The following is a 25,320-nucleotide window of genomic DNA, read 5'->3' as shown; positions in this document are numbered from 1 at the left end:
GACGGCCGGGGCCGCTCCTAGGCGCGGCCCTCCACCAGCCACACCTGGTCCATGTACGCGTCGCAGGTGTCGCCCTGCTCACAGGACATCTTGAGGGTGTTGTCACCCTCCTTGAGGTTCACGTACGAGTAGGTGCGGGTCCAGCCCTTCTCCCAGTCGCCTTCCTTGGCGTGGGCGAAGTTCTTCATGTTGATACCGCGGGGCTGCTCGCCGTTGACGGTCAGCGAGGTCTTGGCGTCCTTGCCGGGCACCGAGTAGGTGATGTACAGCGTGTACTCGCCGTCCTTGGGCACCTTCGCCGACCAGCTGGCCGAGCCGCCGGTGCTGTTGAACATCACATAGGCGCCGTTGACGCCCTTGGCGCCCGGGACGTCGGTGCCCAGCTGGGCCGGGGCGCCGAGTTGGAGGGTGGCGGCGTCCTGCCTGGGGAGTTCGGCGGGTTCCTCGGACTTGGAGGGGGAGGGGGAGGGGCCGGTGGTGGGGGACGTGTCGCCGGGCTTCTCGGGGGCGGTGGAGGGGTTGGCGGCCTGGTCGCCGGACGTCTTCTTGTCCGAGCCGTTGGTCAGCAGGGCGACCGTGATTCCGGCCACCACGACCAGGACGACCGCGATCGCGCCGATCAGCAGGCCCTTGGTGTTGGGGCCGCGCCGGCCGCCGCGCCCGGGCGGGGGGCCCTGGGGGGCGGGGCGGTTCGGGGGGCCGCCCGGGTAGGTCTCGGGGGCCGCGTACTGCGGGTGCGGCTGGCCGTAGGGCTGCTGCGGGGGAAGGGGCTGGGCGGCGGGAGCCTGTCCGTAGCCGGGCTGCTGGCCGTACGCGGCCTGGCCGGCGGCCGGGGGCGGGTAGCCGTAGCCCCCGCGGGCCTGGCCGGACTGCGCCGCGGAGTTCGGGGCGGGGTAGCCGTACTGGCGCTCGCCGACCGCCCTGACCTGGTTGTACGAGGTCCGGGGCCGACCCGGCTGGGCGGCGGGACCGGGGTAGCCGTAGCCGCCCTGGCCCGGTGGCTGCGCGCCCGCGGCCTGCCCGTCGGCGTAGAGGTAGCCGAACGGATCGTCGTCCTCCGGCGTACTCGCGCCCTGGGGCCCGCCGTGGGGTGCGCCGTTGTCACCGGCAGCCATCCCTGGTCACTCCTCACCCTGATCGACAACCCTCACCGAGCGACCGAGCCTACCTCGTATGGGCTAGACCGCTTTCGACCCGAGGGGCCGGCGAGAGCTAGCCGGCGCGGCGGTGGATCTTGGAACGGGAGCGCTTCTCGACGTACATCCGCTGATCAGCGGAGTTCAGCACCTCCTCGACGGTCATCCCGCACTCGGCCCAGCCGATGCCGAAACTGGCACCCACCCGGACCGCCCGGCCGTCCACCCGGATCGGCGGGATGATCGAGTTGCGCAGCCGGACGGCGAGGTCGGAGGCGTCCGCGGCGCCGAGGCCGTCGGCGAGCACCACGAACTCGTCGCCGCCGAGCCGGGCCACCGTGTCGCCGTCCCGGACGCCCGCGACCAGCCGGCGGGCCACCTCCACCAGCACCGCGTCCCCGGTGTGGTGGCCGAACCGGTCGTTGATCGACTTGAAGCCGTCCAGGTCGCAGAAGAGCACCGCGAGCCCCTTGGTCCCGTCGTCCACCTCACCGTCCGGGGCGACGGAGTGCACATGGTGGTCGTACGGGCCGGCGGCCCCGGCGAAGTCGAAGCCGTCGCCGGATCGGTAGGCGTGCTCGGGATAGTCGACCGGGTCCCCGTACTCGCCCCGCTCGGCGCGGTGCTGCGGCTGCTCGCCGTACTCCTGCCCGTAGCCGCCGGCCTCCGCGCTGTCGTAGGCGTCCTGCCCGGTGCCGTCCGGGTAGCCGGGCTGGTAGCCGGCGCCGGCCGGGGGGCCGGGGTAGGCGGCGGTGCGCAGGGCGCCGGGGCGGGCGCAGAGCCGGGCGCTCAGCCGGGAGCGCAGCTCGGCGCTGTTGGGCAGGCCGGTGAGCGCGTCATGGGAGGCCCGGTGGGCGAGCTGGAGCTCGTGCCGCTTGCGCTCCTCGATGTCCTCGACATGGGTGAGCAGGAAGCGGGGGCCGTCGGCGGTGTCGGCGACCACCGAGTTGCGCAGCGACACCCAGACGTAGGAGCCGTCCCGGCGGGCCAGCCGCAGCTCGGCGCGGCCGCCCTCGGCGGAGGTGCGCAGCAGGGTGCCGATGTCCTCGGGGTGGACCAGGTCGGCGAAGGAGTAGCGCCGCATCACCGAGGAGGGCCGGCCCAGCAGCCGGCAGAGCGCGTCGTTGGCCCGCAGCAGCCGCCCGTGCTGGTCGCCACCGAGCTCGGCGATGGCCATGCCGGAGGGCGCGTACTCGAAGGCCTGGCGGAAGGACTCCTCGCTGGCGCGCAGCGCCTGCTGCTCGCGCTCCAGCCGGACCAGGGCGCGCTGCATGTTGGAGCGGAGGCGGGCGTTGCTGATCGCTATGGCCGACTGGGAGGCGTACATCTGGAGCGCCTCCTGCCCCCAGGGCCCGGGGTGGCGGCCGTTGCGGGGGCGGTCGACGGATATCACCCCGAGCAGTTCGCGGCCGCTGCCTGAGGCATACATCGGGGCGTAGAGGCGGTCGTGCGGGTGCCACTCGTCGGCGAAGCGGGGTTCGGGGCCGTCGGTGTGCCACTGCGGCACGTCGTCGTCCATCAGGACCCAGCCCTCGGTGTGCGGTATGAACCGCAGCTCGCCCCAGGACTCGCCCATGCTCAGCCGGCGCTCCCAGGAGAGGCGGGAGCCGACCCGGCCGGTGATCAGCGCCTCGGCGGCGGGGCTGCCGGCGAACGCGGCGACGACCAGGTCACCGTCGGGGCGGACGAGGTTGACGCAGGCGAGTTCGTAGCCGAGTCCGGCGAGAATGCCGTCGGCCACGGTCTGGAGCGTGTCGGCGAGGCTCCGGGCCGTGTTGAGGTTGGCGACGACCTGATGCAGCTGCCGCAGGGTGGCCAGGCGGACGTACGGCTCCGACTCGGTCTCCATTGTTCGCTCTCCCCGAGACCTCGACAGCAACTCCAGTGTTCTCATCGGCGATCGTGTTGCACGGTCTCCGCCACTGAATCACAGCGCGCTTCGCACCCGGTACACAGGGTCAACAAAATGTGCCTTCTGTGACTCAAGTCACAGGATGATCACATGAGATGGGTCACGATGCCATGGGTCGGGGACAACGCGTGGGAGGGGACGACGTACGGGAGGGGGGTGGTGCGGGCCGGGGGCCGAGCCCGCACCACCCCGAGGGCGAGGGCCGTCAGTCGCGCAGGGCGCGGGCGGAGGCCGTCAGAGGCGCAGGGCGCGGGCGGCCCCGGGGCGCAGATAGACCGCCCAGGTGACGGCGGAGCACACCGCGTACGCCGCCAGGAAGGCCACGTAGGCGGCGTCGCCACTGGCCGTGGTCAGGAAGGACTGGCGGAAGGCGAGGTTCACCAGCACCCCGCCGAACGCCCCGATCGCACCGGCCAGTCCGATCAGCGCGGAGGAGCGGCGCCGGGCGTCGCGTTCGGCCTCCACCGGGTCGGTCCCGGCGGCGGTCGCGGCCCGCGCCCTGGCCTGGAAGACCGCCGGGATCATCTTGTACGTGGAGCCGTTGCCGATCCCGCTCAGCACGAACAGCGCGGTGAAGCCGAGCAGGAAGAGGGGGAGGGAGTGGCGGTGCGAGGCGTAGAGCACCGTGCCGGTGCCGGCGGCCATCGCGGCGAAGGTGGCGAGGGTGACCCGGGCGCCGCCCCAGCGGTCCGCCATCCGCCCGCCGACCGGCCGCACCAGGGAGCCCAGCAGGGGCCCGAGGAAGGTGAGGCAGGCGGCCTTGACCGGGGTGTCGAACCGGTCGCCGAACTGCGTCTGGAGCACCTGGCCGAAGGCGAAGCCGAAGCCGATGAACGAGCCGAAGGTGCCGATGTAGAGCAGGGACATCACCCAGCTGTGCGGCTCCCGGGCCACCTCGCGCAGCGCCCCGCGCTCGCCGCGCGCCGAGGGCAGGTTGTCCATCCGCAGCGCGGCGCCCAGGGCGGCCAGCACGATCAGCGGCAGGTAGACGAGCGGGACCAGGCGGGGGTGGGCGGCACCGGCGGTGGCCAGCACCAGCAGGCCGATCAGCTGGACCACCGGGACGCCGAGGTTGCCGCCGCCCGCGTTGACGCCGAGCGCCCAGCCCTTGAGTCGCTGCGGGTAGAAGGCGTTGATGTTGGCCATGGAGGAAGCGAAGTTGCCGCCGCCGACCCCGGCGACGCAGGCCACCGCCAGCAGGGTGCCGTAGGAGACCCCCGGCTCCAGGACGAGGCCGGCCAGCACGGTGGGCACCAGCAGCACCAGGGCGCTGAACACGGTCCAGTTGCGGCCGCCGAAGCGGGCGACGGCGAAGGTGTAGGGCAGCCGGAGGAAGGCGCCGAGCGCGGTGGGCAGCGCGGTGAGGGTGAACTTCCCGGCGGCGTCGATGCCGTACTCCGGGCCGAGGAAGAGCACCAGCACCGACCAGAGGCTCCAGACCGAGAAGCCGATGTGCTCGGAGAGTACGGAGAAGACCAGGTTGCGGCGGGCGATCCGGGCCCCGCCCGCCGCCCAGAACTCCTCGTCCTCCGGGCGCCAGTCGGCCAGCAGACGGGCGTCGGTGGGGTGGGGGGCTTGGGGGCGGTGGATCTCGTGGACGCCGGGCTTGTCGGCGGCCGGGGTGGTCGGGGCGCCGGTGCCCTCGGCGGCCGGGGCGGCGGTCCCGTCGGCGGCCGGGGCGGCGGGCTTGTCGGCGGCCGGGGGCTGGGGGTTGACGACCGTGCTCATGAGCTGTCACCCGCTCGTTCCTGGGTCGGGGGTAGGTGGTCGCCGGTGACGCTAGGAGCGGCGGGTTTCGGCCGGTGCCCCGTCCGCCGCTCAACGGTGCTACGGCTCGCGCACGGCTGCCCTGGCGGGGTGTGAGGGCACCTCCGGCGGCATGGCCGCGCCGCCGCGTACCGGGCCGCCGCCCTCCTCCTCGGACGCCGCGCCGCCGCGTACCGGCCAGACGCGGAGGACCGCCGGGGTGCCGTCGGGAGCGGTGGGCTCGTCCAGGCAGCGGCCGTCGCGGAGGTCGAAGACCTGCTTGTACATGGGCGAGGCCACCGTGGGGACGCCGTCACGGCTGCCGAGGATGCCGCGCGAGATCACATACGCGCCGCTGAACGGGTCGCGGTTGTCCACCGCGTAGAGCGCGCCCGCCCGGTCCCGGAAGACCGCCGCCTGGGCGCCGCCGGGCGCGAGCACCGCCACCCCGCGGCCGGGGGTCAGCTCCTCGTAGGCGCAGGCCCGCAGCCACTGCGTACCGTCGTAGATCTCGACGCACGTGGTCGGGGCGGTCATGCGGTACGCACCTCCAGCCGGGCGCCCGCGACCAGGGGCGCGCCCAGCGGATGGCCCTCCTCGCCGGGGCGGGCGGGGCGGATCTGGCCGCGCTCGGGTACGAAGGTGACCGCCGGGTCGGGGGTGCCGGGCGCGTTGACGAAGGAGGCGAACCGGCGCAGCCGCCCGGGGTCGTCCAGCACGGCCGCCCACTCGTCCCGGTAGCCGCCGACATGGCGTTCCATCAGGGCGTCCAGCTCGGCGCAGAGGCCCAGCGAGTCGTCGATCACCACCTCCCGTACGTGGTCCAGGCCGCCCTCGATCCGGTCCAGCCAGACGGAGGTCCGCTCCAGCCGGTCGGCGGTGCGGATGTAGAACATCAGGAAGCGGTCGATGGTCCGGATCAGCGTCTCGCGGTCCAGGTCGGCGGCGAGCAGATCGGCGTGGCGCGGGGTCATCCCGCCGTTGCCGCCGATGTGCAGGTTCCACCCGGTGGAGGTGGCGATCACCCCGAAGTCCTTGCCCTGGGCCTCCGCGCACTCCCGGGCACAGCCCGAGACCGCCGACTTGAGCTTGTGCGGGGAGCGCAACCCCCGGTAGCGCAGCTCCAGTTCGATGGCGAGGCCGACGGAGTCCTGCACCCCGTAGCGGCACCAGGTCTCGCCCACGCAGGATTTCACGGTGCGCAGCGACTTGCCGTAGGCGTGCCCGGACTCGAAGCCGGCGTCCACCAGCCGCCGCCAGACGGCGGGCAGTTGCTCCACGCTCGCGCCGAACAGGTCGATCCGCTGCCCACCGGTGATCTTGGTGTAGAGGCCGAAGTCGCGGGCCACCTCGCCGATCACGATCAGCCCCTCCGGGGTGATCTCACCGCCGGGGATGCGCGGGACGACCGAGTAGGAGCCGTTGCGCTGGATGTTGGCGAGGAAGTGGTCATTGGTGTCCTGGAGCCCGGCCCGCTCGCCGTCCAGCACATGGGTGCCGGCCAGGCCGTCGAGGATGGAGGCGACCACCGGTTTGCAGATGTCGCAGCCCTCACCGCTGCCGTGCGCGTCGATCAGCGCGGAGAAGGAGGCGATCCCGGTGACCCGGACGATCTCGTACAGCTCGGCGCGGCCGTGGGCGAAGTGCTCGCACAGCCCGGTGTCCACACTGACCCCGCTCGCCGCCAGCTCCTCATCGACCAGGGTGGACAGCAGCCGGACGCAACTGCCGCAACCCGTACCGGCCTTGGTGCACTTCTTGACCTCGGGGACGGAGCCGCAGCCCCGCTGGTGGACGGCGGCCCGGATGTCCGCCCGGGTCACGTGGTGGCAGGAGCAGACCACCGCCTCGTCCGGCAGCGCGACCGGTCCGGCCGGGGCGGCGCCGGCCGGCAGCACCAGCCGCTCGGGGGCGGTGTCCAGCGGCTTGCCGCCGATGGCCAGCGGCCGCAGGATCCCGTACGCCTCGGTGTCGCCGACCAGGACGCCGCCGAGCAGCCGCCCGTCCCGCCCGATGACCAGCTTCTTGTACACGCCCGAGCGGCTGTCGCTGTAGAGCACGTCCAGGGCGCCCTCGGTGGTGCCGTGCGCGTCGCCGAAGCTGGCCACGTCCACGCCCAGCAGCTTCAGCTTGGTGGAGGTGTCGGCGCCGGTGAAGCCGGAGTCGGTACTCGAATGGCCGACGAGTACGCGGGCGGCCGTCTCGGCCATCGCGTAACCGGGGGCGACCAGCCCGTACACCCGGCCGTCGGCGGCCAGCGCGCACTCGCCGACGGCCAGGACGTGCGGATCGGCGGTACGGCAGTGCTCGTCCACCACGATGCCGCCGCGCTCGCCGACCGGCAGCCCGCACTCCCGGGCCAGCTGGTCCCGGGGGCGCACCCCGGCCGAGAAGACCACCAGGTCGGCGGGGAGTTCGCGGCCGTCGGACAGGCCCATGGCCCGTACCCAGCCGTCCTCGCCGGTCAGGATCGCCTGGGTGCCGGCCCCGGTGTGCACCCGCACCCCCAGCTCCTCGATCTTGCGGCGCAGCAGCCGTCCGCCGCCCTCGTCCACCTGGAGCGCCATCAACCGGGGCGCGAACTCCACCACATGGGTGTCCAGGCCGAGGGCGGTGAGCGCGCCGGCCGCCTCCAGGCCGAGCAGCCCGCCGCCGACCACCACCCCGGTACGGGTCCCGGTCCGCTCGGCGTCCGCCCGGATCGCCTCCAGGTCCTCGATGGTCCGGTAGACATGGCAGCCCGGCGCCTGGTGCCCGGGGACGGGCGGGACGAACGGGTACGAGCCGGTGGCCAGCACCAGGGCGTCGTAGCGCAGCACCCGCCCGGAGGCGGTGGTCACCGTGCGCTCGGCCCGGTCGATCGCGGCGGCCGGGTCGGCGAGCAGCAGTTCGATGCCGTGCTCGGCGAGGAAGCCGTCCGGGGTGAGCGAGAGCTCCTCGGCGCTGGTCCCGGAGAACCACGAGGTCAGCTGGACCCGGTCATAGGCGGGGCGCGGCTCCTCGGCGAGCACGGTGACACGCCAGCCGGCGGCCCCGGGCTGCTCGGTCAGCGCCTCCAGGAAGCGCTGACCGACCATGCCGTGCCCGACCAGCACCAGGTCCTTGGGCGGCTGCGGGGGCGGTGGGGTCGGAGGGGTCATCGAAGGGCTCCCTGGGATACGGAGACGGATACAGACACGGATGCGGATACAGATGCGGATGCGGATGCGGGCGGGGCGTGGGACGCGTACGGGCTGAGCAGGTGCAGGGGCGGGTCGGGCTGGCGGTCGTCGCGCTCATAGGCGCGGGTCAGCTCGCCCACGGTGGCCAGATCGCCGACGAGGATCGCGCCGACCAGGCGCTCGCCGCGTAGCACGAGCTTCTTGTAGCTGCCTCGGGTGGCGTCGGTCAGCCGGACGATGTCCAGACCGGGGTGCGCGCCCGGATCGTCCTCGGCGTGCGCCTCGCCGAAGGCCGCGTACTCCAGCGGTCCGGCGGTGAGCCGGGCGAGTGGGCGCGAGCCCCGGTAGCGGGCCTCCGGGTCGGCGCCGGAGAGCCGGGCGGCGAGCACGTCGGCCTGCTCCCAGGCGGGCCCGGCCAGTCCGTGGACCGTGCCGCGGTGCTCGGCGCAGTCGCCGATCGCGTAGGTGCCCGGGGCGGAGGCCGCCAGGGTGTCGTCCACGGTGATCCCGGTGCGGACGGCCAGCCCGGCGGCGTGGGCGAGCCCGGTACGCGGCCGGACCCCGCAGGCCAGCACGGTCAGATCGGTGGTGAGGCGGTAGCCGTCGGCCAGCTCCACCGCCATGGGGTGGGCCGACCCGGGGACGCCCTCCCGCACCGCCCGGGCGCGGTTGCCGAGGTAGCTCTCCACGCCCAGGCCGCGCAGCCCGGTCCGCAGAGCGGCCGCGGCCCACTCGTCGAGCTGGCGCTCCACCAGGTGCGGCCCCTGGTGGACGATCTCCACGGCGAGCCCGAGCGCGGCGAGCGCCCGGGCGGTGCTGACGCCCAGCACCCCGCCGCCCACCACGACCGCCCGCCGGGCCGCGGCCGCCTCCTCCGTGAGACGGGCGCAGTCGGCGAGGGTGCGCAGCGCGTGGACACCGTCCCGCAGCCCGGTGCCGTCCGGGCGGCGCACCCCGCGGATGGGCGGGAGCACCGGGTTGGCGCCGGTGGCCAGGACCAGTGCGTCCCAGGGCTCCGTCCGGCCGCCGGCCAGGGTGAGGGTGCGGGCGGCCGGGTCCACGGCCACCACCTCGCAGCCGGGGCGCAGTCGGGCGCCGCCGAGCGGCAGGGCGATCGCCTCGGCGTCGTAGCGCCCGGTCAGCACGTCGGCGAGCAGCACCCGGTTGTACGGGGCCCGGGGCTCGGCCCCGTAGAGCGTGACATCGGCGGTGCCGCCGAGGGCCCGGTACCGCTCGGCGAACCGGGCGGCTGCCATCCCGGCGCCGACGACGGCGATACGGGTACGGGGCGGGCGGCCCGTCATGACCGGTCCGCCCGGGCGGCGGCCTGCGACGGGGCCGCCTTGGTGCGCAACGGCCCCGGCTCTCGTACCGGCTCCGGCGTCCGTACCGCCCCCGCCCGGGCAGCCGGACCCGCAGACCCGGGCGCCCGGTGACCGTCCGGTGCGGTCGGCCCCGGAGACCCGGGCGCCCGGTGACCGCCCGGCTCAACCGCCCCCGCCCTCGCCTGAGCGGCCGCCCCCGGGAAGCTGCCCCGGGAGGCCGCCCCCGCCCCCCGCACCGCCTCGGTGCGCACCGCCTCCACCCGCACCGCGCAGACCTTGAACTCGGGCATCCGGGAGGTCGGGTCCAGCGCCGGGTTGGTGAGGGTGTTGGCCCGGCCGGCGCCCGGCCAGTGGAAGGGCATGAACACCGTGTCGGGGCGGATGGTGTCGGTGATCCGGGCCGGGGCGACCGCACGGCCGCGCCGCGAGGTCACCGCCAGCAACTCCCCCTCGGTCACCGCGAGCCGTCGCGCCAGCAGCGGGTGCAACTCCACGAAGGGGCCGGGCGCGGCCGCGTTGAGGGCGTCGACCCGCCGGGTCTGGGCGCCGCTCTGGTACTGGGCCAGCACCCGGCCGGTGGTGAGGTAGAGCGGGTAGTCGGCGTCGGGCTCCTCCGCCGCCGGGCGGTGGCCGGCGGCGGTGAACCGGGCCCGGCCGTCCGGAGTGGCGAAGGCGTCCAGGAAGAGCCGGGGGGTGCCGGGGTGGTCCTCGGCCGGACAGGGCCAGAACACCCCGTCCTCGGCCCGGATCCGCTCGTAGCCGATGCCCGCGTAGTCCGCCTGACCGCCGGCCGAGGCGCGGCGCAGCTCCTCGAAGACCGTCTCCGGGTCGTCCGGGAAGCCGTCCGGCACCCCCAGCCGCCGGGCCAGTTCCCGCAGCAGCCACAGATCGCCGCGTACCCCCTTGGGCGGGTCCACCGCCCGCTCCCGCAGGATCACCCTGCCCTCCAGATTGGTCATGGTGCCCCGCTCCTCGGCCCACTGGAGGCTGGGCAGCACCACATCGGCGAGCGCGGCCGTCTCGGAGAGCACCAGATCGCTGACGACCAGCAGATCGAGCGAGCGCAGCCGGGCCGTCACATGGGCGGCGCGCGGGGCGGAGACCACCGGGTTGGAACCCATCAGCAGCAGCCCGCGCACCCCGTCCGGGCCCGGGGCGCCGAGGCTGTCCAGCAGCTCATACGCCGAACGGCCGGAGCGCGGAAGGGAGTCGGGGTGGACGCCCCAGACGGCGGCGACATGGGCGCGGGCCGCCGGGTCTTCGATGGAGCGGTAGCCGGGGAGCTGGTCGGCCTTCTGGCCGTGCTCCCGGCCGCCCTGCCCGTTGCCCTGCCCGGTCAGGCAGCCGTAACCCGAGTATCTCCGGCCCGCCTTGCCGGCCGCCAGGCAGAGGTTGATCCAGGCGCCCACGGTGTCGGTGCCCTTGCTCTGCTGCTCCGGGCCGCGCGCGGTGAGCACCATCCCGGTGGCGGCCCGGCCGAACAGCTCGGCGGCCCGGCGCAGTTGCGGCACCGGGACGCCGGTGAGCCGCTCCACCCGCTCCGGCCAGTGCGCCATGGCGGCCGCCCGGGCCCGCTCCCAGCCGCTGGTGCGGGCCTGGACGAAGCCGGTGTCCACCATCCCCTCGGCGACCAGCAGATGCAGCAGGCCCAGCGCCAGCGCCAGATCACCGCCGGGCTGCGGCGCCAGGTGCAGATCGGCCAGCTCGGCGGTACGGGTGCGGCGCGGGTCGACCACGATCAACGTGCCGCCGTTATCCCGCAGTTCGCGGAAGTTGCGGAGGGCGGGCGGCATGGTCTCGGCCGGGTTGCCGCCGACCAGGATCAGGCAGCCGGTGTGCGGGATGTCGGCGAGCGGGAAGGGCAGGCCCCGGTCCAGGCCGAAGGCGAGCCGGTTGGCGGCGGCGGCCGAGGACATGCAGAAGCGGCCGTTGTAGTCGATGTTGGCGGTGCCCAGCACCACCCGGGCGAACTTGCCCAGTTGGTATGCCTTCTCGTTGGTCAGCCCGCCCCCGCCGAACACCCCGACCGCATCCGCCCCGTGCTCGGCGCGGATCGCCGCGAAACCCTCGGCGACCCGGTCCAGCGCCTCCTCCCAGCCTGCCTCCCGCAGCTCCCCGCGCTTCCCGCGCTCCCGCACCAGCGGCACCGTCAGCCGGTTCGCCGACCCGAGCAGGGCGGCCGCGGACTGGCCCTTTCCGCACAGCGCACCCCGGTTGACCGGGAACTCCGGCCGCGCCACCACCTGCGTCCCGACCCCCTCGTCGTCCGGGGTGAGACGCATCCCGCACTGCAACGAGCAGTACGGGCAGTGGGTGTCGGTGGCGGTCGTCGTCATGGCGACCACGGTGGCCGCGGGGCGTTACGCCGCCTTGTCGCCCGCGTTGCGGCGGCGGTACACGTCCCTCACGGCGCGGGCCCGGCCCGGTGCGGGGCAGGACATCAGCCGTAACACGGTGGAGCGGTTGTCTCACCGGTATGTGACACCGGGGCAACGCACCGGTAACGCCGCGGGCCCAGCCTCTGGTCCATGGGCACCTCCGCTGACCTCACCCCGACCGACGGCCCGCTGACCGGCTTCACCGTCGGCGTGACCGCCGCGCGCCGGCGCGAGGAGCTGGTGGCGCTGCTGACCCGGCGCGGGGCCCGGGTGGTCAAGGCCCCGGCGCTGCGCATCCTGCCGCTGGAGGACGATGTGGCGCTGCACCGGGCGACCGAGCGGTGCCTGAGTACGCCGCTCGACTATGTGGTGGCGACCACCGGGGTGGGCTGGCGCGGCTGGATGAGCGCGGCCGACGGCTGGGGCCACGGCGCCGCGCTGGCCGCCGCCTGCCGGGGCGCCGCCGTGCTCTCCCGCGGCCCCAAGGCGACCGGCGCGGTGCGGGCGAGTGGGCTGGACGAGACCTACTCCCCCGAGAGCGAGGCCACCGACGAGCTGCTGACCTGGCTGCTGGCCCGCCCGCTGGCCGGGCGGCGGATCGCGGTGCAGGAGCACGGCCTGCCGCTCACCGCGTTCACCGCGGCGCTACGGGAACGGGGTGCCGAGGTCGTCCCGGTGCCGGTCTACCGGTGGGCCCCGCCGGAGGACCCGGGCCCGGTGCGCCGGCTGGTCGAGCAGACCGTACGCCGCGAGGTGCACGCGCTCACCTTCACCAGCGCGCCCGCCATCACCGCCCTGCTGGAGACCGCGGCCGCCGACGGGCTGCGGGAGCGGCTGCTGGAGGCGATGGCCGCCGACGTCCTGCCGGTCTGCGTCGGCCCGGTCTGCGCCCGGCCGCTGCTGGACGCCGGGCTGCCGGCGATCTGGCCCGGCCGCGGCCGCCTCGGCGCCCTCGTCCGCACCCTCACCGAGACCCTGCCCGCCCGCGGCCGCCGCACCCTGGAACTGGGCGACCGCACCCTGATCCTCCAGGGCAACGCCCTGCTCGCCGACGGCACCAGCCACTGGCTCTCCCCGAAGGGCGCGGCCCTGCTGCGGGCGCTGGCCGAGAAGCCCGGCTGGGTGCTCAGCCGCGCCGAACTGCTCCGCCGCGCCTGGCCCGACACCCCGGCGGACGAGCACGCCGTGGAGACCGCGATCGCCCGCCTCCGCTCCTCCCTGGGCCCGCACGGCAAGCTCATCCGCACCGTCCCCAAACGCGGCTACCGGCTGGCGGTGTCCTGACCATGAACCCGCCGCCCTCCCCCCGTACCACCCGCGTCTCCCCACCCCCACTCCTCGCCGTGGCCCACGGCACCCGGGACCCGGCCGGAGTCGCGGTGACCGAGGCCCTGGTCGACCGGGTCCGGGCAACCCGCCCCGGCCTCCAGGTCGAGCTGTGCTTTCTCGACCTGGTCGCCCCCTCCCTCCCCCAGGCACTGGCCCGGCTCCGCGGCGAAGTGGTCCTGGTGCCGCTGCTGCTCGGCGCGGGCTACCACGTCCGCACCGACATCCCCGAGGCCCTGGCCGCCGCCCCCTGGCTGCGCGCCCGCACCGCCCGCGCGCTCGGCCCCGACCCACTCCTCGCCGGGGCCCTCCGCGACCGCCTCACCGACGCCGGGTGGCGGCCCGGGGACGGACCCGTCGTCCTCGCGGCGGCCGGCTCCACCGACCCGGGCGCCAACGCCGACGCCGCCGCGATGGCCGCCCTGCTGCACGACCGCCTCCCCGGCACCGACGAGGTCGTCCCCGCCTACCTCTGCGCCGCCGGCCCCACCCCCGCCGAGGCGGTCGCCGCCCTGCGCGCCCAGGGCCACCCCAAGGTCGCCATCTCCGGGTATCTCCTCACCCCCGGCTTCTTCACCCGCCGCGCCGCCCACTCCGGAGCCCCCCTCACCTCCGCCCCCCTCGGCAACCACCAGGCGGTGGCCCGGCTGGTGCTCCACCGCTACGACGAGGCCCGTGCCTGCCCCGTGCCGTCTTGACCGCGTACAGTCGGCGAGGTTGGTCAGGGGAGGGAAACCCGCACGTGAAGCACCACATCACCCACCGCGTCGTGACCGCGATGCTCTGTGCCGCCGCCGTGGTCACGGCCGGCTGCGGCCCGGACGGCACCGGCGCCGACCCGAAGGGCACCGCGCCGGCGGCCGGGTCGAAGCACCCCTTCGACACCATGACGCCCGAGCAGATCAACGACGAGGCCGGGAAGGCTTTCAGGAGCGCGGCCAGCGTGCGCCTGACCGGCAAGGCATCGGAGGGCGGCCGGCAGGTGGAGGTCGACCTGGCGGTGGACGTCCGCGGCTCCTGCAACGGCACGGTCGGCACCTCCGCGGGGAGCCTGCGCCTCATCAAGAAGGGCTCGCTCGTCCACGTCAAGGCCAAGGAGGATTTCTGGCGGGCCACCTTCAGCCGCGGGATGACGGCCGAGCAGGCGGCGAAGATGGTCGCCCTCTTCAAGGGCCGCTGGATCAAACCTCCGAGAACGCTGTCGGAGACCCTGGGTGGCCTCTGCGACGGTCTCGGCGCCCGGATCGAGGCGCTGAGCTCCGAATCCGGCACGAACCTCGTCCGGGAGGCCGACTCCACCGTGGGCGGCCGGCCGTCAGCCGTGCTCACGGAGAGGACCGGGTCCCAGACCACGACCATCCACATCGCCAAGAAGGGCAAGCCCTACCTCCTGAGGGGCACGGTCACCGGCGACGCCCCCGTGGACCTGGTCTTCTCCGACCACGGCAAGCCCGTCGACACCACCCCTCCGCCGCCCGACCAGGTCCTCGACCCCACCACCATCCGGCCGATCCCGCGCAGGCCGAGCCCGTCGGGCGCGCACCCGGGCGCGGCGCCCAGCGCCGACGGCCAGGGCACCCGTTCCGGTTGACGGACGAGGCCGTCCCGGCGGCCCCTCACCCCTCGGAGCTGACCTCACGACCGATCGTGCGGCCGGCCGTTCACCGCAGGTCGAGCATCATCATCTCGTGCGGATCAGCCCCGGGCCACGGGCGCGCCTCGCCGACCCTGCGATACCCCCACGCCCGGTACGCGGCCGCGGCCGCCCTGCTGTCCGGGTGGACGTTGAGCAGGATCCGCTCGGCTTCCGCACCTTCGAGCAGGGCGTCGTGCAACCGACGGGCGATGCCCTGCCCGCGCCAGGCGGCGCGCACGGCGAGTTCCATCAGGCCGAACGTCCGCCGGCCGTCCTCGTAGCGCATCTCGTCGGATACGGGCTCGGTCAGCTGCTCCCACCAGCCCGTCCGCGGCCCGAGGGGATGGCCGTACGCCATTCCGGCGGCCTCGCCGTCCGAAGCGCGTGCCAGGGCACCGCGAAAGCCGGCCTTGCGGGTCTGCGACCGGAATCGACGGAACGCGGCCGCGACCTCCGTCCCGGTCTCCTCGTAGGGAGGCTCGGCGAACGTCTCCGCGTAGACCAGCCGGAACGCCTCCTCGGCTCCGGCGGCGGCCGGGCCGTCGAGCCGCTGCACGGCGATCTGTTCCGGTGGACTCATCGGGCGCCCCCTCTCATACGGTTTCGCTGATGCGCGCCACGCACGCGCGGGCGATTCGGCTGTCGACTTCCCCGGCCGCCCGCCGGAAACCGTGCATCCTGCCCAGCAGTCGGGGCGACGCGATGCCGCCCCAGGTGTCCAGGGCATTCCAGCGTCGGCGCACGCACGCTTGCAGCGGCCCGCGCGACGACCCAGTCGGCCGCCTCCCGTACCCCCTCACCCCTTGGACCTAGGTCCCGGCTGGTTCTCCGGTCCGATGCGGGCGCTCGGGGCCGCGGTTAGCGTTCCCGGTGTGCTGCCCTCATCGACCACCACCGCGTCCCAGTCCCCCACCGCCGCCGGTGACCCGCGCGGCGGGCATCCTGTGGGGGTGAGCGACGAGGAGTTCCGTGCCGCGATGTCCCGGCTGACCGGCGGAGTGGTGCTGGTGACGGCCCATGACCCGGACGAGGGCCCGAGGGGCGAGGACATCGGGATGACGGCGACGGCCTTCCTGTCGGTGTCCCTGGACCCGCCGCTGGTGCTGGTGAGCCTGCGCAACGGCTCCCGGATGGACGATCTGCTGGCCGAGCAGCCGCTGTGGGGTGTCTCGGTGCTCTCCGAGGCCCAGCGGCAGGTGGCCGGCCGGTTCAGCATGAAGGGCCGGGTCAGCGACCGGCTGCTGTTCGCGGACGTCCCGCACGGGCGCGGCCCGGCGAGCGGGGCGCCGCTGCTGGCGGGCTCGCTGGCCACGCTGGAGTGCCGTACCCATGAGCGCGTGGCGGCGGGCGACCACACCCTGGTCATCGGCCGGGTGCTCGCCACCGAGCTGCCCGCCCCGGAGGCCCGGCCGCTGACCTACTTCCGCGGCCGCTACCACCACCTGGGGTAGGGGTAGGGACCCGCCAGTCCGCGGACTACGCCGGTCAGCCCCAGTCCTTGGGCGAGCGGCCGCGCTTGGTCTGGGAGCGCTGCTTCTTCTCCCGCAGCCGCCGCTCGTTGATCCCCCGCGGCACCTTGGTGGGCCGGCGCGGCCGGGGCGGGGGCGCGGTCGCCTCGGCGAGCAGCGCGGCCAGCCGGACGGCGGCGGTCTCGCGGTTGCGCCACTGCGAACGGTGCTCGGAGGCGCGTACGGAGACCACCCCGCCCACCAGCCGCCCCTCCAGCCGTCGCAGGGCGCGCTCCTTCCACACCGGCGGCAGCGCCTCGGTGCGCGCCAGGTCGAAGCGCAGCTCCACCTGGGAGTCGCTGGTGTTGACGTGCTGGCCGCCCGGCCCGGAGGAACGAGAGAAGCGCCACTGGAGCTCGGCCTCGGGCAGGCAGACCGAACCGCGGATGACATGGGGACCGGACATGTCCTCCATGGTTCCCGCCGCACCGGCTCCCGTCACCCGTTTTTCCTCCTGGGAGTCCGCGCGGGCCTGGAACCAGCCGGGGCCGCCGCGCGTTCCTGGCTGTGACGCCCCTCAACGGCGCACCCGCAGGAACCGAGAACACCGAGGAACCGAGGAAAGGGATCCCATGGCTGTAAGCCTGTCCAAGGGCGGCAACGTCTCGCTGACCAAGGAGGCACCCGGCCTGACCGCCGTCACCGTGGGCCTCGGCTGGGACGTCCGCACCACCACCGGCACCGACTTCGACCTCGACGCCTCCGCGATCGGCGTGGACGGCTCCGGCCGGGTCGCCTCGGACGCGCACTTCGTCTTCTTCAACAACAAGTCCACGCCGGACCAGACGATCGTGCACACCGGCGACAACCGCACCGGTGAGGGCGGCGGCGACGACGAGCAGATCAACGTCAACCTGGCCGGGCTCCCCGCCAACGTCGACAAGATCGTCTTCCCGGTCTCCATCTACGACGCGGTCAGCCGCTCGCAGAACTTCGGCCAGGTCCGCAACGCCTACATCCGCGTCGTCAACCAGGCCGGCGGCGGCGAGATCGCCCGCTACGACCTGAGCGAGGACGCCGCCACCGAGACCGCGATGGTCTTCGGCGAGCTGTACCGCAACGGCGCCGAGTGGAAGTTCCGCGCGGTGGGCCAGGGTTACGCCTCCGGCCTGGAGGGCATCGCCCGCGACTTCGGCGTCAACATCTGAGTCGAGCCGGGCAAATCGCAGGTCACGGGGCGCCCGGCGGGCACGGTCATCGGCCGGCCTCCGGGCGCCCCTCCCCGTACAGCCAGGCCTGCCACAGCGCGGACAGGTCCCGCCCGCCGGCGCGCCGCTCGACGAAGGCGGTGAAGTCGGCGGTGGAGGCGTTGCCGTGCCGGTGCGCGGCGGCCCAGTCCCGCAGGATGCCGAAGAAGACCCGGTCGCCCACCGCCCGGCGCACCTGGTGCAGCACCATCGCGCCCCGCTCGTAGACCGGCGCGCCCGAGATGTCCGCGGCGCCGGGCGGGGCGGCCGGCGGGAACGCCCAGTTGCGGTCGTCGGCGTACGCGGTGGCGAACCGCCGTGACACCGGGGTGCCCTCGGTGTCCTCCCCGTAGAGCCACTCCGCGTAGGTGGCGAACCCCTCGTTGAGCCACATGTCCCGCCAGGACTCGGGCGACACCGAGTTGCCGTACCACTGGTGGGCCAGCTCATGGACCAGGGTGGCCAGGTCCAGGGTGCCGCTGCCGAAGAAGGGGCGGTTCTGGGTCTCCAGGGCGTACCCGGCGTCCACCGCGGGGTCCACGATCACCCCGGTGGAGGAGAAGGGGTACGGGCCGAAGCGGCGCTCGGCCCAGGCCAGTACCTCGGGGAGGCGGTCGGTGGGCCCGTCCGCCGTGCCCCGCACCGCGCTGTGCACGGGCAGGCCGTCCGGGGTGCGGGCCGCGGTGGTCCGGTAGCGGCCGATGGCGAGGGTGGCGAGGTAGCTGGCCATGGGCTGGGTGGTTCGCCACTCGTATGTGGTCTTACCGGGGACGGGGGCGGGTGCGGGCTTCGGAGCGGCGGCCGGTTCGCCGTTGGAGACGGCCGCCAGGCCCCGTGGCACGGTCACCGCGAGGCGGTAGGTGGCCTTGTCGGAGGGGTGGTGGTTGCCGGGGAACCAGGTGGCCGAGCCGGCCGGCTGCCCGAGCGCCACCGCCCCGTCGGGGGTCCGCAGCCAGCCCTCCCGCGACCCGTCGGCGTCGGTGAGGGTGCGCGGGCGCCCGGTGTAGCGGACGACGGTACGGAAGTCGGCGCCCTTGCGCAGGGCGGTGCCCGGCCGCACGGTCAGCTCGCCGCCGACTCGGGTGACGGGGGCGCGGCGGCCGTCCACGGTGACGGAGGTGACGGTGAGCCCGGTCAGGTCCAGGTTGAAGGCGCTGAGGTCCTGAGTGGCCCGGGCGGCGATTCCGGCGGTGCCGGTCAGCCGGGCGGTCGCCGGGTCGTAGGCGAGGTCCAGGTCGTAGTGGCGGACGTCGTAACCGCCGTTGCCCAGCCGGGGGAAGTACGGGTCCCCCACCCCGGCCGCGCCCGGAGTGGCCCGTGCGGCCTCCTTCGCCGCTCCGCCGCCTTGTGCCGCGCCCCCGCAACCCGTGGCCACCCCCGCGGTGAGCACCCCCGCGAGCAGGAGCCCGGCGGCGCGGGACGGGCCGCGGCCGCGGGCGGGGAAGGCGGGGGTACGGGGGCGGGGGCGCACTCCTCCGATCGTACGAACCCCGCCGGTGATCGCACCCGGGGGCGACCGCTGCTCCGAACCTCGGTCCGGGCGGGGCCCGTCCGCTCAGCGGCCGAGCGCGGCCACGCCCGCCTTCGCGTACTGCTCGTCCTGTGCCCCGCTGGGCGCGCCGGCCACGCCGACCGCGGCGATCGGACCGCCCTCGGCGGTGACCGGGGCGCCGCCCGCCAGGAACAGGGTCCCGGGGATGTCCTTCAGCTGGGGCGCCGAGGCGAGCCGGCCGGCCAGCTCGGAGGTGGGGGCGTTCCAGGAGACCGCGGTGAACGCCTTGCGCTCGGCCGACTCGTAGGACTGCGGGCCGGCGCCGTCCCCGCGCAGGGTCACGATGGTGTTGCCGTTGCGGTCGACCACGGCGACGGTGACCCGCTGGCGGTCCTTCTCGGCGGCGTCCAGCGCGGCCTGGGCGGCGCGGGTGGCGGCGTCCACGGTGAGGTGGGTGGTGCGGGTGGTCAGGCCGCGGGGCACGGAGGGCGATGTGGCGGCCTCGGGGGCGGTGGGCGCGGCGGCGTTGGCGGAGAGCGCGCCGAAGGTGCCGGCACCGAGCGCGGCGGCCGCGGCGACGGCCCCGGTCAGCAGCCCGGCCCGGACCCGCCGGGAGGGGCGCCGACGGGTGCGGGGGGTGGGGGTGGTGTCCATGAAGGGCTCTCCTCGTGTCGGGTGGTACGGGGTGGTGGCTGGTGCCTCCGGATGCCTCTGGATCGATGCTCGGGGCGTCCGGGGCGGGTCCGGGTCAGCCGATCGGTTGATACCGGGCCGAGGGCCCGGGGGGAGGATGAACGGACGACCGGGACGTGTGAGAGGAGGCGCCGGTGGAGCATCCTGAGCGACTGCGGACGGCCGCCGACCCGGACGGGCGGTGGCTGGCGCGGGTCATGCGGGCCGCGTTCTTCCTGCTGCTCGGCGCCTCGCTGGCCCGCTTCCTGCTGCGCCACCCGTGGGCGGACCGGGGCGGCTGGGTGGTCGCCCTGTCGGCGGTGCTGGCGCTGCTGTACGTGGTCGGGGAGGCCGCCGACCGGTCCGCCGCGCGGCGGCTGGGGTGGCTGGGCGCGGTGGCCGCGGTGTGGGTGGTGCTGGTGGTGCTCGCGCCCAGCTTCGCCTGGTGCGCGGTGCCGCTGCTCTACACCGGGCTGCGCACCCTGCCCACCCGCGCCTCGCTCGCCCTGGTCGTGCTGCTCACCGCGTTTGTGATGGCGGCGCAGCTGCGGCTGGCCGACGGTGCCGGGTTCGACCCGAACCTGCTGGTGGCGCCGCCCGCGGTGGCCGCCGTGGCGACCGCGGTGTTCGTGCACGCCCAGCGTCAGTCGGCCCGCCAGAACGCGCTCATCGACGATCTGGTGCGCACCCGGCGGGCGCTGGCGGAGACCGAGCGGCGGGCGGGCGCGCTGGCCGAGCGGCAGCGGCTGTCGATGGAGATCCACGACACCCTGGCGCAGGGCCTGTCCAGCCAGCGGATGCTGCTCCAGGCGGCCGAGCGGGTCTGGGACGAGGACCCGGCGACCGCCCGCCGCCATACGCGTACCGCCGCGGCCGGTGCCGAGCACGGCCTCGCCGAGGCCCGCCGCTTCGTCCACGATCTGGCCCCCGCCGACCTGGCCCGCGGCGGCGGTCTGGAGGAGGCGCTGGCGGCGGTGGCCGCCCGGGAGTCGGCGGTGGTCCGGGTGGACGGGGCGCCGGGCGTGGCGGTGCCCGAGCGGGTGCGGGCGGCGCTGGTACGGATCGCCCAGGGCGCCCTGGCCAACGTACGCGAGCACGCGGCGGCCGGGGCGGCGGCGGTGACCCTGACCTATCTGGACGACCAGGTGGTGCTGGACGTCACCGACGACGGCCGCGGCTTCGACCCCGGGGCGGTGGCGGCCGGGCCGGGGACCGGGGCGGGGCGCGGGCACGGGCTGCCCGCGATGCGCGCCCGGGTCGGGCAGCTCGGCGGCACCCTGACCGTGGAGTCCGCGCCCGGCGAGGGCACCGTGCTGTCCGCCGCGATCCCGCTGCACCGCCCGGAGGTGACCGGATGACCGGGCCCGTACGGGTGCTGATCTGCGACGACCACGCGGTGGTACGCGCCGGGCTGCGCGCCCTGCTGGACAGCGCCGAGGGCATCGCGGTGGCCGGGGAGGCGGCCGGTGGGGAGGAGGCGGTCGCCATGGCGGCCAAGCTGCGGCCGGACGTGGTGCTGATGGACCTCCAGCTGGGCCCGGGTATCGACGGGGTGGCGGCCACCCGCCGGATCACCGCCGCGACGGGTCGGGAGGCGCCCCGGGTGCTGGTGCTCACCACCTATGACACGGACGCCGACGTCAGCCGGGCGATCGGCGCCGGGGCGACCGGCTATCTGCTGAAGGCGGAGCGCCCCGAGGAGCTGTTCGCCGCGGTGCACGCCGCCGCGCGGGGCCGTACCACCCTGTCCGCCCCGGTCGCCCGCCGCGCCACCACCGCGCCCGCCGCCCCCGCGCTCACCCCGCGCGAACGGGACATCCTGGCCCAGCTGGCCCACGGCCTCGGCAACCGGGAGATCGCCCGCGCCCTGTTCATCAGCGAGGCCACGGTCAAGACCCACCTGGGCCGGATCTACGCCAAGCTCGGCGTGGACACCCGGGCGGGCGCGGTGGCGGTGGCGAAGGAGCGGCGGTTGCTGGGGTGAGCGGCCCGGGCCCCGGAATCAGGGGAACTCGGCGGTGTCGAGGTCGAAGCCGAGCGGCTCGGGGAGGGGGATGGTCGCGCCGAACTTGTAGGTGGCCTTGCGGCGGTAGTCGTCATCACCGCCGGTGGGCCCGGAGGGTTCGGTGCAGAGCACGACGTGCCGCGCCTCCCGGTCGACGCACAGGTAGACCGGAATACCGGCCCGGGCGTAGCACCGGGACTTTCTGACCCGGTCGTTGAAGGCGGTGGCGGCCGAGGTGACCTCCCCGACGAGCAGCACCGCGGCAGGGTCCTGGTACAGGTCCTCGTTGCAGAAGCTGCGCCTCCGCGCCACCACGATGTCGGGCTCGGCCCGGCCGGCCGCCGGTTCGGGCTCGCCCGGTACCGGCCCGGCGGGCAGCAGCAGGCCGAGCCTGCGGTAGCAGTTCAGCCCTCGGCGCTGGTCCGCGACCTGGTCGGCGATCCGCGCCAGGATCACCGCGTGGTTGCCGTCCATGAGGGGCCAGAGGTGGATGACCCCCTCCAGCAGCTCCACCCGCCAGCCCTCGGGGGCGACCGCCGTGAAGACCTCGAAGGCCTCTCCGGTGAGGAGGCACGGGACGCGTTCCCGCAGCCGATCGAGCAGCGCCCGGTAGTCCTCGTCCTCGTCGGACTCGTCACCGTCCCAGGCGTACGGCTCCCCCGCCGTACCGACGGCGTGCGCCTCCGCCATCTCCCCCACCTCCGTCACCTCGTCGTTCCCCGACGGCTCACAGCCTCCGCCGGCGATCCGCCCCCCGCCGCCGGATCCGCCCCCGTTCGCTCGAACGTGTGAGCAGCGCCCCGCCCCGCCGTGGCACCATCGCCTACGTGCTCGACATCGGCTACTCGCTCTCCCGCCGCTTCCCCGACCCGCCGCAGACGGACTACCGGCGGGCGGAGGTGCACGCCCTGCGGCACGACCTGTTCTGCGGGGACGTCTACCTCGCCGACACCAAGGCGGACCGCGAGGTGTCCACCGCCTGGGGATGGGTGCCGGTGCTGGACTTCGCCTGGGCGCTCTGCGACATCGTCGAACGGCTCGACACCGACCCACTCGGCAACCGCGCCGCCCGCCCGCAGTACGCCGAGCTGGACTTCACCGAGTCCGCCGACCGGATGCTGTTCGAACGCCGCTTCGGCTGGGTGGACGTCGAGGCGGACTGGATGCCGGGCGACGAACCACCGCTCACCTTCGGCCACGCCGAGCTGCGCCGGGAGGCCCGCGACTTCCTGCACGACCTGCTCGCCGACCTCACCGACCTGCACGAGGGCCTGGCCGACAACCCGGCCGTCTGGGACCTCCAGGCCCGCTTCCCCCGGCTGCCGTAAGGCCCTGCTGCGGCGCGGGTCCCGGCCTCAGGGGGTCAGGGCGTCAGGTCGAGGACGCGGACCGGCTCACCGATCCACCGGTCGGGCGCGGTGGTGGCGATGATCGCCCCGTCAGGGCGGTCCGGAGTCGGCTGGGCCGCGTACTGGCAGTGCGCCGCCGCCCAGGTGTCATGCCGGGCCACGGCCAAGGCTGCCGGGAGGTCCAAGTCGAGCACGGTGATCCCCGATAGTGCGGCCAGGTGTTCCGTCGTACCGGGACGGACGCGGTCGGCTTCGACGAGCGCGCACGCCGGGGCGTACAGGTACCAGCCGGTCTGGGCATGGGCGCGGTGGATGAGCCGGGAGGCGAGGACGTTGCCCTGGCCGACCGCGGCCATCGCGGTGTCGTCCAGGACGATGTGCATGGCGTCGCTCACCGGGCAGCCGCCCGGGCCAGGCGGCGGTCCAGCTCGCTGTCGAGCTCCTGCTCCTCGACCGGGGTCGGCGCGTAACCGTTCCATGTGCGCAGCGCGGCCCTGGCCTGCTCGGCCCGCGCGGCACGCTCGTCCGGGGTGAGCAGGGTCTCGGCGAGCCGCGCCAGATAGGCACGCAGCGACATGCCCTCCTCCGCCGCTATGGCCGCAAGTCGGTCACGGGCCTCTTCGGGAATGCGGACGTTGGCGTCAGGCATCATGGGGCTCCGTCCATGCGAAGGATACGGGTACGTACCCGTATCCTAGCGGGAACGAAGCTGGCCGCCTACGTGGCCGGGCTCTCGATCAGCGCGATCCGGTTGCCGTCCGGGTCGTGTACGGCGGCGAACCGCACCCGCCCCGTGCCCGGCTCGACCGGGCCCGCCGTGATGCCCCGGTCCGCCAGCTCCGCGAGCGCCCGGTCCAGGTCGTCCACGACCAGGTTGAACAGGCCCGCACCGGCCTGCTCCGGCGCCCGGTAGACCTGCACCCAGCCGGAGGACGCCACATGCCAGTCGGCGAGGCCGTCCATCGGCGTGGCGTCGGCCGGGCGCCCGAACAGCCGCTCGTACCACTCGGTCGCGGTGGCCATGTCGCGTACGGCCGCGACGGCGAGAACATGGGTGAAGGACATGGGGCGGTTCCCTTCCGGTCGTCTCCGGTCACCGGTCACCGGTCACCCGGTCGCTGGCGTATCGGCGTATCGGCGTATCGGCGTATCGGCGTATCGGTTCTCCCAGGATCGCCCGGGATCACCCGCCCCGCACCGGTGTCACATCCGGGCGACGGCCGGAGTCCTGGTGACGTACCGACTCGCACCCACACCTCAGGGAGCACCCCATGCCGAGCACCCCGTCGTCCGCCGCCGCCCGCCGCCCCGCCGTCACCGTGATCGGGGCCGGGCTGGCCGGGCTGACCGCCGCCATCAGCGCCGCCGAGGCCGGGGCCGCCGTCACCGTGTACGAGGCGCACACCCGGCCCGGCGGCCGGGCCCGTACCGCCGACGGCCCCTACCGCACCAACGAGGGCCCGCACGCCCTCTACAGCGGCGGCGCCGCATGGGCGTGGCTCAAGCCGCGGGGACTGCTCCGCCCGCTCGCCGCGCTGCCGCTGCGCGAGGCCGCCCGCTTCCGGTTCCTCCGGGACGGGCGGCTGCGCCGCACCCCGCCGCCCGGTCTGCTCCGGCTGACCCGGGTGCGTACCGACGCCGCCCCCGTCGACCTCTCCTTCACCGACTGGGCGACCGGGCTGGCCGGCCCCGCCGCCGCCCGGGCCGCGGCGCACTTCGCGGCGGTGGGCACCTTCCACCACGACCCCGGCTCCCTCTCCGCCCGCTTCGTCCAGGAGCGGCTGCGCCGGTCCGCCGCCCTGCCGCCGCAGGCCCACTTCGTACGCGGCGGCTGGGGCCGGCTGGTGGACCGGATGGCCGCCCGCGCCCGGGACCTCGGCGTGGTGATCGAGACCTCCGCCCGGCTGGACGCGCCACCCTCCGGGGGCGGCCCGGTCATCGTGGCGACCTCGCTCGACGCGGCCCGAGCCCTGCTGGGCGACCCCTCGCTGAGCTGGACCGGTGGGCGCACGGTGCTGCTGGACCTGGCGCTGCGGCAGCGGACCGGCGACCCGTTCGTGGTCTCCGACCTGGACGCGCCGGGCTGGCTGGAGCGGTACACCGCCCAGGACCCGGGGTTGGCCCCTGCCGGAGAGCAGCTGTTCCAGGGGCAGTTCCCGATCGCGCCCGAGCAGACCAAGGCCGACGGGCTGGCCCACGCCGAGCGGGTGCTCGACACCGCCTGCCCCGGCTGGCGCGACCGCGAGCGGTACCGCACCGCCAGTGTGGCGAGCGGGCGCACCGGCGCGGTGGACCACCCCGGCACCACCTGGCGGGACCGCCCGGCGATCGACCGCGGCGACGGGTTGCTGCTCGCCGGTGACCAGGTCGCGGCGCCGGGCCTGCTGGCCGAGGTGGCCTTCGCCAGCGGCGCGCGAGCCGCCTCCCTCGCACTGAGGGCGCTCCGGCTGGAGCCCGGCCGCGTCTGACGGCCGGTTCGGCCCGCCA

Annotated in this window: 23 protein-coding genes and 1 pseudogene; 9 read left to right on the top strand and 15 right to left on the bottom strand. The window is 75.0% G+C overall.

Annotation, left to right across the window (positions count from 1 at the left end; genetic code table 11):
• Positions 1 to 17: 17 nt before the first annotated feature.
• The 7 genes and pseudogenes from ABZ945_RS00275 to ABZ945_RS00245 all read right to left on the bottom strand — a co-directional run bounded on the left by ABZ945_RS00275 (position 18) and on the right by ABZ945_RS00245 (position 11,616).
• Positions 18 to 1,115, bottom strand: coding sequence for a carbohydrate-binding protein (locus tag ABZ945_RS00275; RefSeq protein ID WP_361261468.1), 1,098 nt, complete (start codon positions 1,113 to 1,115; stop codon positions 18 to 20).
• A gap of 97 nt (positions 1,116 to 1,212) precedes the next feature.
• Positions 1,213 to 2,985: a diguanylate cyclase CdgB gene (gene cdgB, locus ABZ945_RS00270; protein WP_361261465.1), complete on the bottom strand. Its 1,773-nt coding sequence runs from the start codon at positions 2,983 to 2,985 to the stop codon at positions 1,213 to 1,215.
• A 297-nt stretch (positions 2,986 to 3,282) separates the two neighbouring features.
• Positions 3,283 to 4,776 (bottom strand): nitrate/nitrite transporter, encoded by a 1,494-nt coding sequence (locus tag ABZ945_RS00265; RefSeq protein WP_361261463.1) that lies wholly within the window; start codon positions 4,774 to 4,776, stop codon positions 3,283 to 3,285.
• A 207-nt stretch (positions 4,777 to 4,983) separates the two neighbouring features.
• A pseudogene (locus tag ABZ945_RS00260) lies at positions 4,984 to 5,331 on the bottom strand (nitrite reductase (NAD(P)H) small subunit); the annotation flags it as partial.
• Entirely contained in the window at positions 5,328 to 7,934 is a 2,607-nt protein-coding gene (gene nirB / locus ABZ945_RS00255; protein WP_361261460.1) for a nitrite reductase large subunit NirB, read from the bottom strand. The pseudogene ABZ945_RS00260 and the gene nirB, both read right to left, overlap by 4 nt.
• Positions 7,931 to 9,259, bottom strand: a complete 1,329-nt coding sequence (locus tag ABZ945_RS00250) for an FAD-dependent oxidoreductase (RefSeq protein WP_361261457.1) — start codon at positions 9,257 to 9,259, stop codon at positions 7,931 to 7,933. The genes nirB and ABZ945_RS00250 overlap by 4 nt, the downstream gene beginning before the upstream one ends.
• Positions 9,256 to 11,616, bottom strand: a complete 2,361-nt coding sequence (locus tag ABZ945_RS00245) for a molybdopterin oxidoreductase family protein (RefSeq protein ID WP_361261454.1) — start codon at positions 11,614 to 11,616, stop codon at positions 9,256 to 9,258. Before ABZ945_RS00245 ends, ABZ945_RS00250 begins: the two co-directional genes overlap by 4 nt.
• A 192-nt stretch (positions 11,617 to 11,808) precedes the next feature.
• On the opposite strand from ABZ945_RS00245, the gene ABZ945_RS00240 reads away from it, so the two are divergent.
• Genes ABZ945_RS00240 through ABZ945_RS00230 form a run of 3 tightly spaced genes read left to right on the top strand, consistent with a single transcriptional unit; the run spans position 11,809 to position 14,575 of the window.
• The gene (locus ABZ945_RS00240; RefSeq protein ID WP_361261451.1) at positions 11,809 to 12,942 is read left to right on the top strand and encodes a uroporphyrinogen-III synthase; all 1,134 of its coding nucleotides are present in this window, start codon (positions 11,809 to 11,811) and stop codon (positions 12,940 to 12,942) included.
• A 2-nt stretch (positions 12,943 to 12,944) separates the two neighbouring features.
• Positions 12,945 to 13,682 (top strand): sirohydrochlorin chelatase, encoded by a 738-nt coding sequence (locus ABZ945_RS00235; RefSeq protein ID WP_361261449.1) that lies wholly within the window; start codon positions 12,945 to 12,947, stop codon positions 13,680 to 13,682.
• Positions 13,683 to 13,726: 44 nt separating this feature from the next.
• Positions 13,727 to 14,575 carry a hypothetical protein gene (locus ABZ945_RS00230; protein WP_361261446.1) on the top strand — a complete coding sequence of 283 codons (849 nt, stop codon included), beginning with the start codon at positions 13,727 to 13,729 and terminating at the stop codon, positions 14,573 to 14,575.
• 70 nt (positions 14,576 to 14,645) lie between these two features.
• On the opposite strand, the gene ABZ945_RS00225 is transcribed toward ABZ945_RS00230, so the two are convergent.
• Positions 14,646 to 15,200 carry a GNAT family N-acetyltransferase gene (locus ABZ945_RS00225; RefSeq protein WP_361261442.1) on the bottom strand — a complete coding sequence of 185 codons (555 nt, stop codon included), beginning with the start codon at positions 15,198 to 15,200 and terminating at the stop codon, positions 14,646 to 14,648.
• 292 nt (positions 15,201 to 15,492) lie between these two features.
• On the opposite strand from ABZ945_RS00225, the gene ABZ945_RS00220 reads away from it, so the two are divergent.
• The gene (locus tag ABZ945_RS00220) at positions 15,493 to 16,071 is read left to right on the top strand and encodes a flavin reductase family protein (protein ID WP_361261439.1); all 579 of its coding nucleotides are present in this window, start codon (positions 15,493 to 15,495) and stop codon (positions 16,069 to 16,071) included.
• 34 nt (positions 16,072 to 16,105) lie between these two features.
• On the opposite strand, the gene arfB is transcribed toward ABZ945_RS00220, so the two are convergent.
• The gene (arfB, locus tag ABZ945_RS00215; protein ID WP_248636400.1) at positions 16,106 to 16,543 is read right to left on the bottom strand and encodes an alternative ribosome rescue aminoacyl-tRNA hydrolase ArfB; all 438 of its coding nucleotides are present in this window, start codon (positions 16,541 to 16,543) and stop codon (positions 16,106 to 16,108) included.
• A gap of 157 nt (positions 16,544 to 16,700) precedes the next feature.
• Here arfB and ABZ945_RS00210 point away from each other — a divergent pair, with 157 nt between their 5' ends.
• Entirely contained in the window at positions 16,701 to 17,276 is a 576-nt protein-coding gene (locus tag ABZ945_RS00210) for a TerD family protein (protein ID WP_248636399.1), read from the top strand.
• 46 nt (positions 17,277 to 17,322) lie between these two features.
• On the opposite strand, the gene ABZ945_RS00205 is transcribed toward ABZ945_RS00210, so the two are convergent.
• Positions 17,323 to 18,786, bottom strand: coding sequence for a M1 family metallopeptidase (locus tag ABZ945_RS00205; protein WP_361261435.1), 1,464 nt, complete (start codon positions 18,784 to 18,786; stop codon positions 17,323 to 17,325).
• Between the two features lie 84 nt (positions 18,787 to 18,870).
• On the bottom strand, positions 18,871 to 19,461 hold the full coding sequence (locus ABZ945_RS00200; RefSeq protein WP_361261432.1) for a heme-binding protein: 591 nt from the start codon (positions 19,459 to 19,461) through the stop codon (positions 18,871 to 18,873).
• Positions 19,462 to 19,697: 236 nt separating this feature from the next.
• Between ABZ945_RS00200 and ABZ945_RS00195 the strand changes: the two genes are divergently transcribed.
• Positions 19,698 to 20,837: a histidine kinase gene (locus ABZ945_RS00195; RefSeq protein ID WP_361262830.1), complete on the top strand. Its 1,140-nt coding sequence runs from the start codon at positions 19,698 to 19,700 to the stop codon at positions 20,835 to 20,837.
• Complete coding sequence (locus ABZ945_RS00190) at positions 20,834 to 21,463, top strand: response regulator transcription factor (protein WP_361261429.1); 630 nt, start codon at positions 20,834 to 20,836, stop codon at positions 21,461 to 21,463. Before ABZ945_RS00195 ends, ABZ945_RS00190 begins: the two co-directional genes overlap by 4 nt.
• A gap of 18 nt (positions 21,464 to 21,481) precedes the next feature.
• On the opposite strand, the gene ABZ945_RS00185 is transcribed toward ABZ945_RS00190, so the two are convergent.
• Positions 21,482 to 22,192: a Uma2 family endonuclease gene (locus ABZ945_RS00185; protein WP_361261426.1), complete on the bottom strand. Its 711-nt coding sequence runs from the start codon at positions 22,190 to 22,192 to the stop codon at positions 21,482 to 21,484.
• 119 nt (positions 22,193 to 22,311) lie between these two features.
• Between ABZ945_RS00185 and ABZ945_RS00180 the strand changes: the two genes are divergently transcribed.
• Positions 22,312 to 22,812, top strand: a complete 501-nt coding sequence (locus ABZ945_RS00180) for a hypothetical protein (protein ID WP_361262827.1) — start codon at positions 22,312 to 22,314, stop codon at positions 22,810 to 22,812.
• A 35-nt stretch (positions 22,813 to 22,847) separates the two neighbouring features.
• Here ABZ945_RS00180 and ABZ945_RS00175 read toward each other — a convergent pair whose 3' ends face one another.
• The 3 genes from ABZ945_RS00175 to ABZ945_RS00165 all read right to left on the bottom strand — a co-directional run bounded on the left by ABZ945_RS00175 (position 22,848) and on the right by ABZ945_RS00165 (position 23,898).
• Positions 22,848 to 23,216, bottom strand: a complete 369-nt coding sequence (locus tag ABZ945_RS00175; protein WP_361262824.1) for a hypothetical protein — start codon at positions 23,214 to 23,216, stop codon at positions 22,848 to 22,850.
• An 8-nt stretch (positions 23,217 to 23,224) separates the two neighbouring features.
• Positions 23,225 to 23,482, bottom strand: coding sequence for a hypothetical protein (locus tag ABZ945_RS00170; protein WP_361261423.1), 258 nt, complete (start codon positions 23,480 to 23,482; stop codon positions 23,225 to 23,227).
• 68 nt (positions 23,483 to 23,550) lie between these two features.
• Positions 23,551 to 23,898, bottom strand: coding sequence for a VOC family protein (locus ABZ945_RS00165; RefSeq protein WP_361261420.1), 348 nt, complete (start codon positions 23,896 to 23,898; stop codon positions 23,551 to 23,553).
• 206 nt (positions 23,899 to 24,104) lie between these two features.
• Here ABZ945_RS00165 and ABZ945_RS00160 point away from each other — a divergent pair, with 206 nt between their 5' ends.
• Positions 24,105 to 25,301, top strand: a complete 1,197-nt coding sequence (locus ABZ945_RS00160) for an NAD(P)-binding protein (protein ID WP_361261417.1) — start codon at positions 24,105 to 24,107, stop codon at positions 25,299 to 25,301.
• Positions 25,302 to 25,320: the final 19 nt, after the last annotated feature.

The sequence above is a fragment of the Streptomyces sp. NPDC046887 genome, from assembly GCF_040644755.1.
Taxonomy (GTDB): domain Bacteria; phylum Actinomycetota; class Actinomycetes; order Streptomycetales; family Streptomycetaceae; genus Streptomyces; species Streptomyces lichenis.
Note: the sequence above shows the minus strand (reverse complement) of the source record. Positions and strands in the feature narration are given on the sequence as shown.

Coding starts and splice junctions, on each gene's coding strand:
- ABZ945_RS00240 (WP_361261451.1), top strand. CDS start 11,809: ATGGGCACCTCCGCTGACCTCACCCCGACCGACGGCCCGCTGACCGGC.
- ABZ945_RS00200 (WP_361261432.1), bottom strand. CDS start 19,461: ATGGACACCACCCCCACCCCCCGCACCCGTCGGCGCCCCTCCCGGCGG.
- ABZ945_RS00195 (WP_361262830.1), top strand. CDS start 19,698: ATGCGGGCCGCGTTCTTCCTGCTGCTCGGCGCCTCGCTGGCCCGCTTC.
- ABZ945_RS00190 (WP_361261429.1), top strand. CDS start 20,834: ATGACCGGGCCCGTACGGGTGCTGATCTGCGACGACCACGCGGTGGTA.
- ABZ945_RS00235 (WP_361261449.1), top strand. CDS start 12,945: ATGAACCCGCCGCCCTCCCCCCGTACCACCCGCGTCTCCCCACCCCCA.
- ABZ945_RS00175 (WP_361262824.1), bottom strand. CDS start 23,216: ATGCACATCGTCCTGGACGACACCGCGATGGCCGCGGTCGGCCAGGGC.
- ABZ945_RS00225 (WP_361261442.1), bottom strand. CDS start 15,200: ATGAGTCCACCGGAACAGATCGCCGTGCAGCGGCTCGACGGCCCGGCC.
- ABZ945_RS00160 (WP_361261417.1), top strand. CDS start 24,105: ATGCCGAGCACCCCGTCGTCCGCCGCCGCCCGCCGCCCCGCCGTCACC.
- cdgB (WP_361261465.1), bottom strand. CDS start 2,985: ATGGAGACCGAGTCGGAGCCGTACGTCCGCCTGGCCACCCTGCGGCAG.
- ABZ945_RS00170 (WP_361261423.1), bottom strand. CDS start 23,482: ATGCCTGACGCCAACGTCCGCATTCCCGAAGAGGCCCGTGACCGACTT.
- arfB (WP_248636400.1), bottom strand. CDS start 16,543: ATGGAGGACATGTCCGGTCCCCATGTCATCCGCGGTTCGGTCTGCCTG.
- ABZ945_RS00265 (WP_361261463.1), bottom strand. CDS start 4,776: ATGAGCACGGTCGTCAACCCCCAGCCCCCGGCCGCCGACAAGCCCGCC.
- ABZ945_RS00165 (WP_361261420.1), bottom strand. CDS start 23,898: ATGTCCTTCACCCATGTTCTCGCCGTCGCGGCCGTACGCGACATGGCC.
- ABZ945_RS00245 (WP_361261454.1), bottom strand. CDS start 11,616: ATGACGACGACCGCCACCGACACCCACTGCCCGTACTGCTCGTTGCAG.
- ABZ945_RS00210 (WP_248636399.1), top strand. CDS start 16,701: ATGGCTGTAAGCCTGTCCAAGGGCGGCAACGTCTCGCTGACCAAGGAG.
- ABZ945_RS00275 (WP_361261468.1), bottom strand. CDS start 1,115: ATGGCTGCCGGTGACAACGGCGCACCCCACGGCGGGCCCCAGGGCGCG.
- nirB (WP_361261460.1), bottom strand. CDS start 7,934: ATGACCCCTCCGACCCCACCGCCCCCGCAGCCGCCCAAGGACCTGGTG.
- ABZ945_RS00250 (WP_361261457.1), bottom strand. CDS start 9,259: ATGACGGGCCGCCCGCCCCGTACCCGTATCGCCGTCGTCGGCGCCGGG.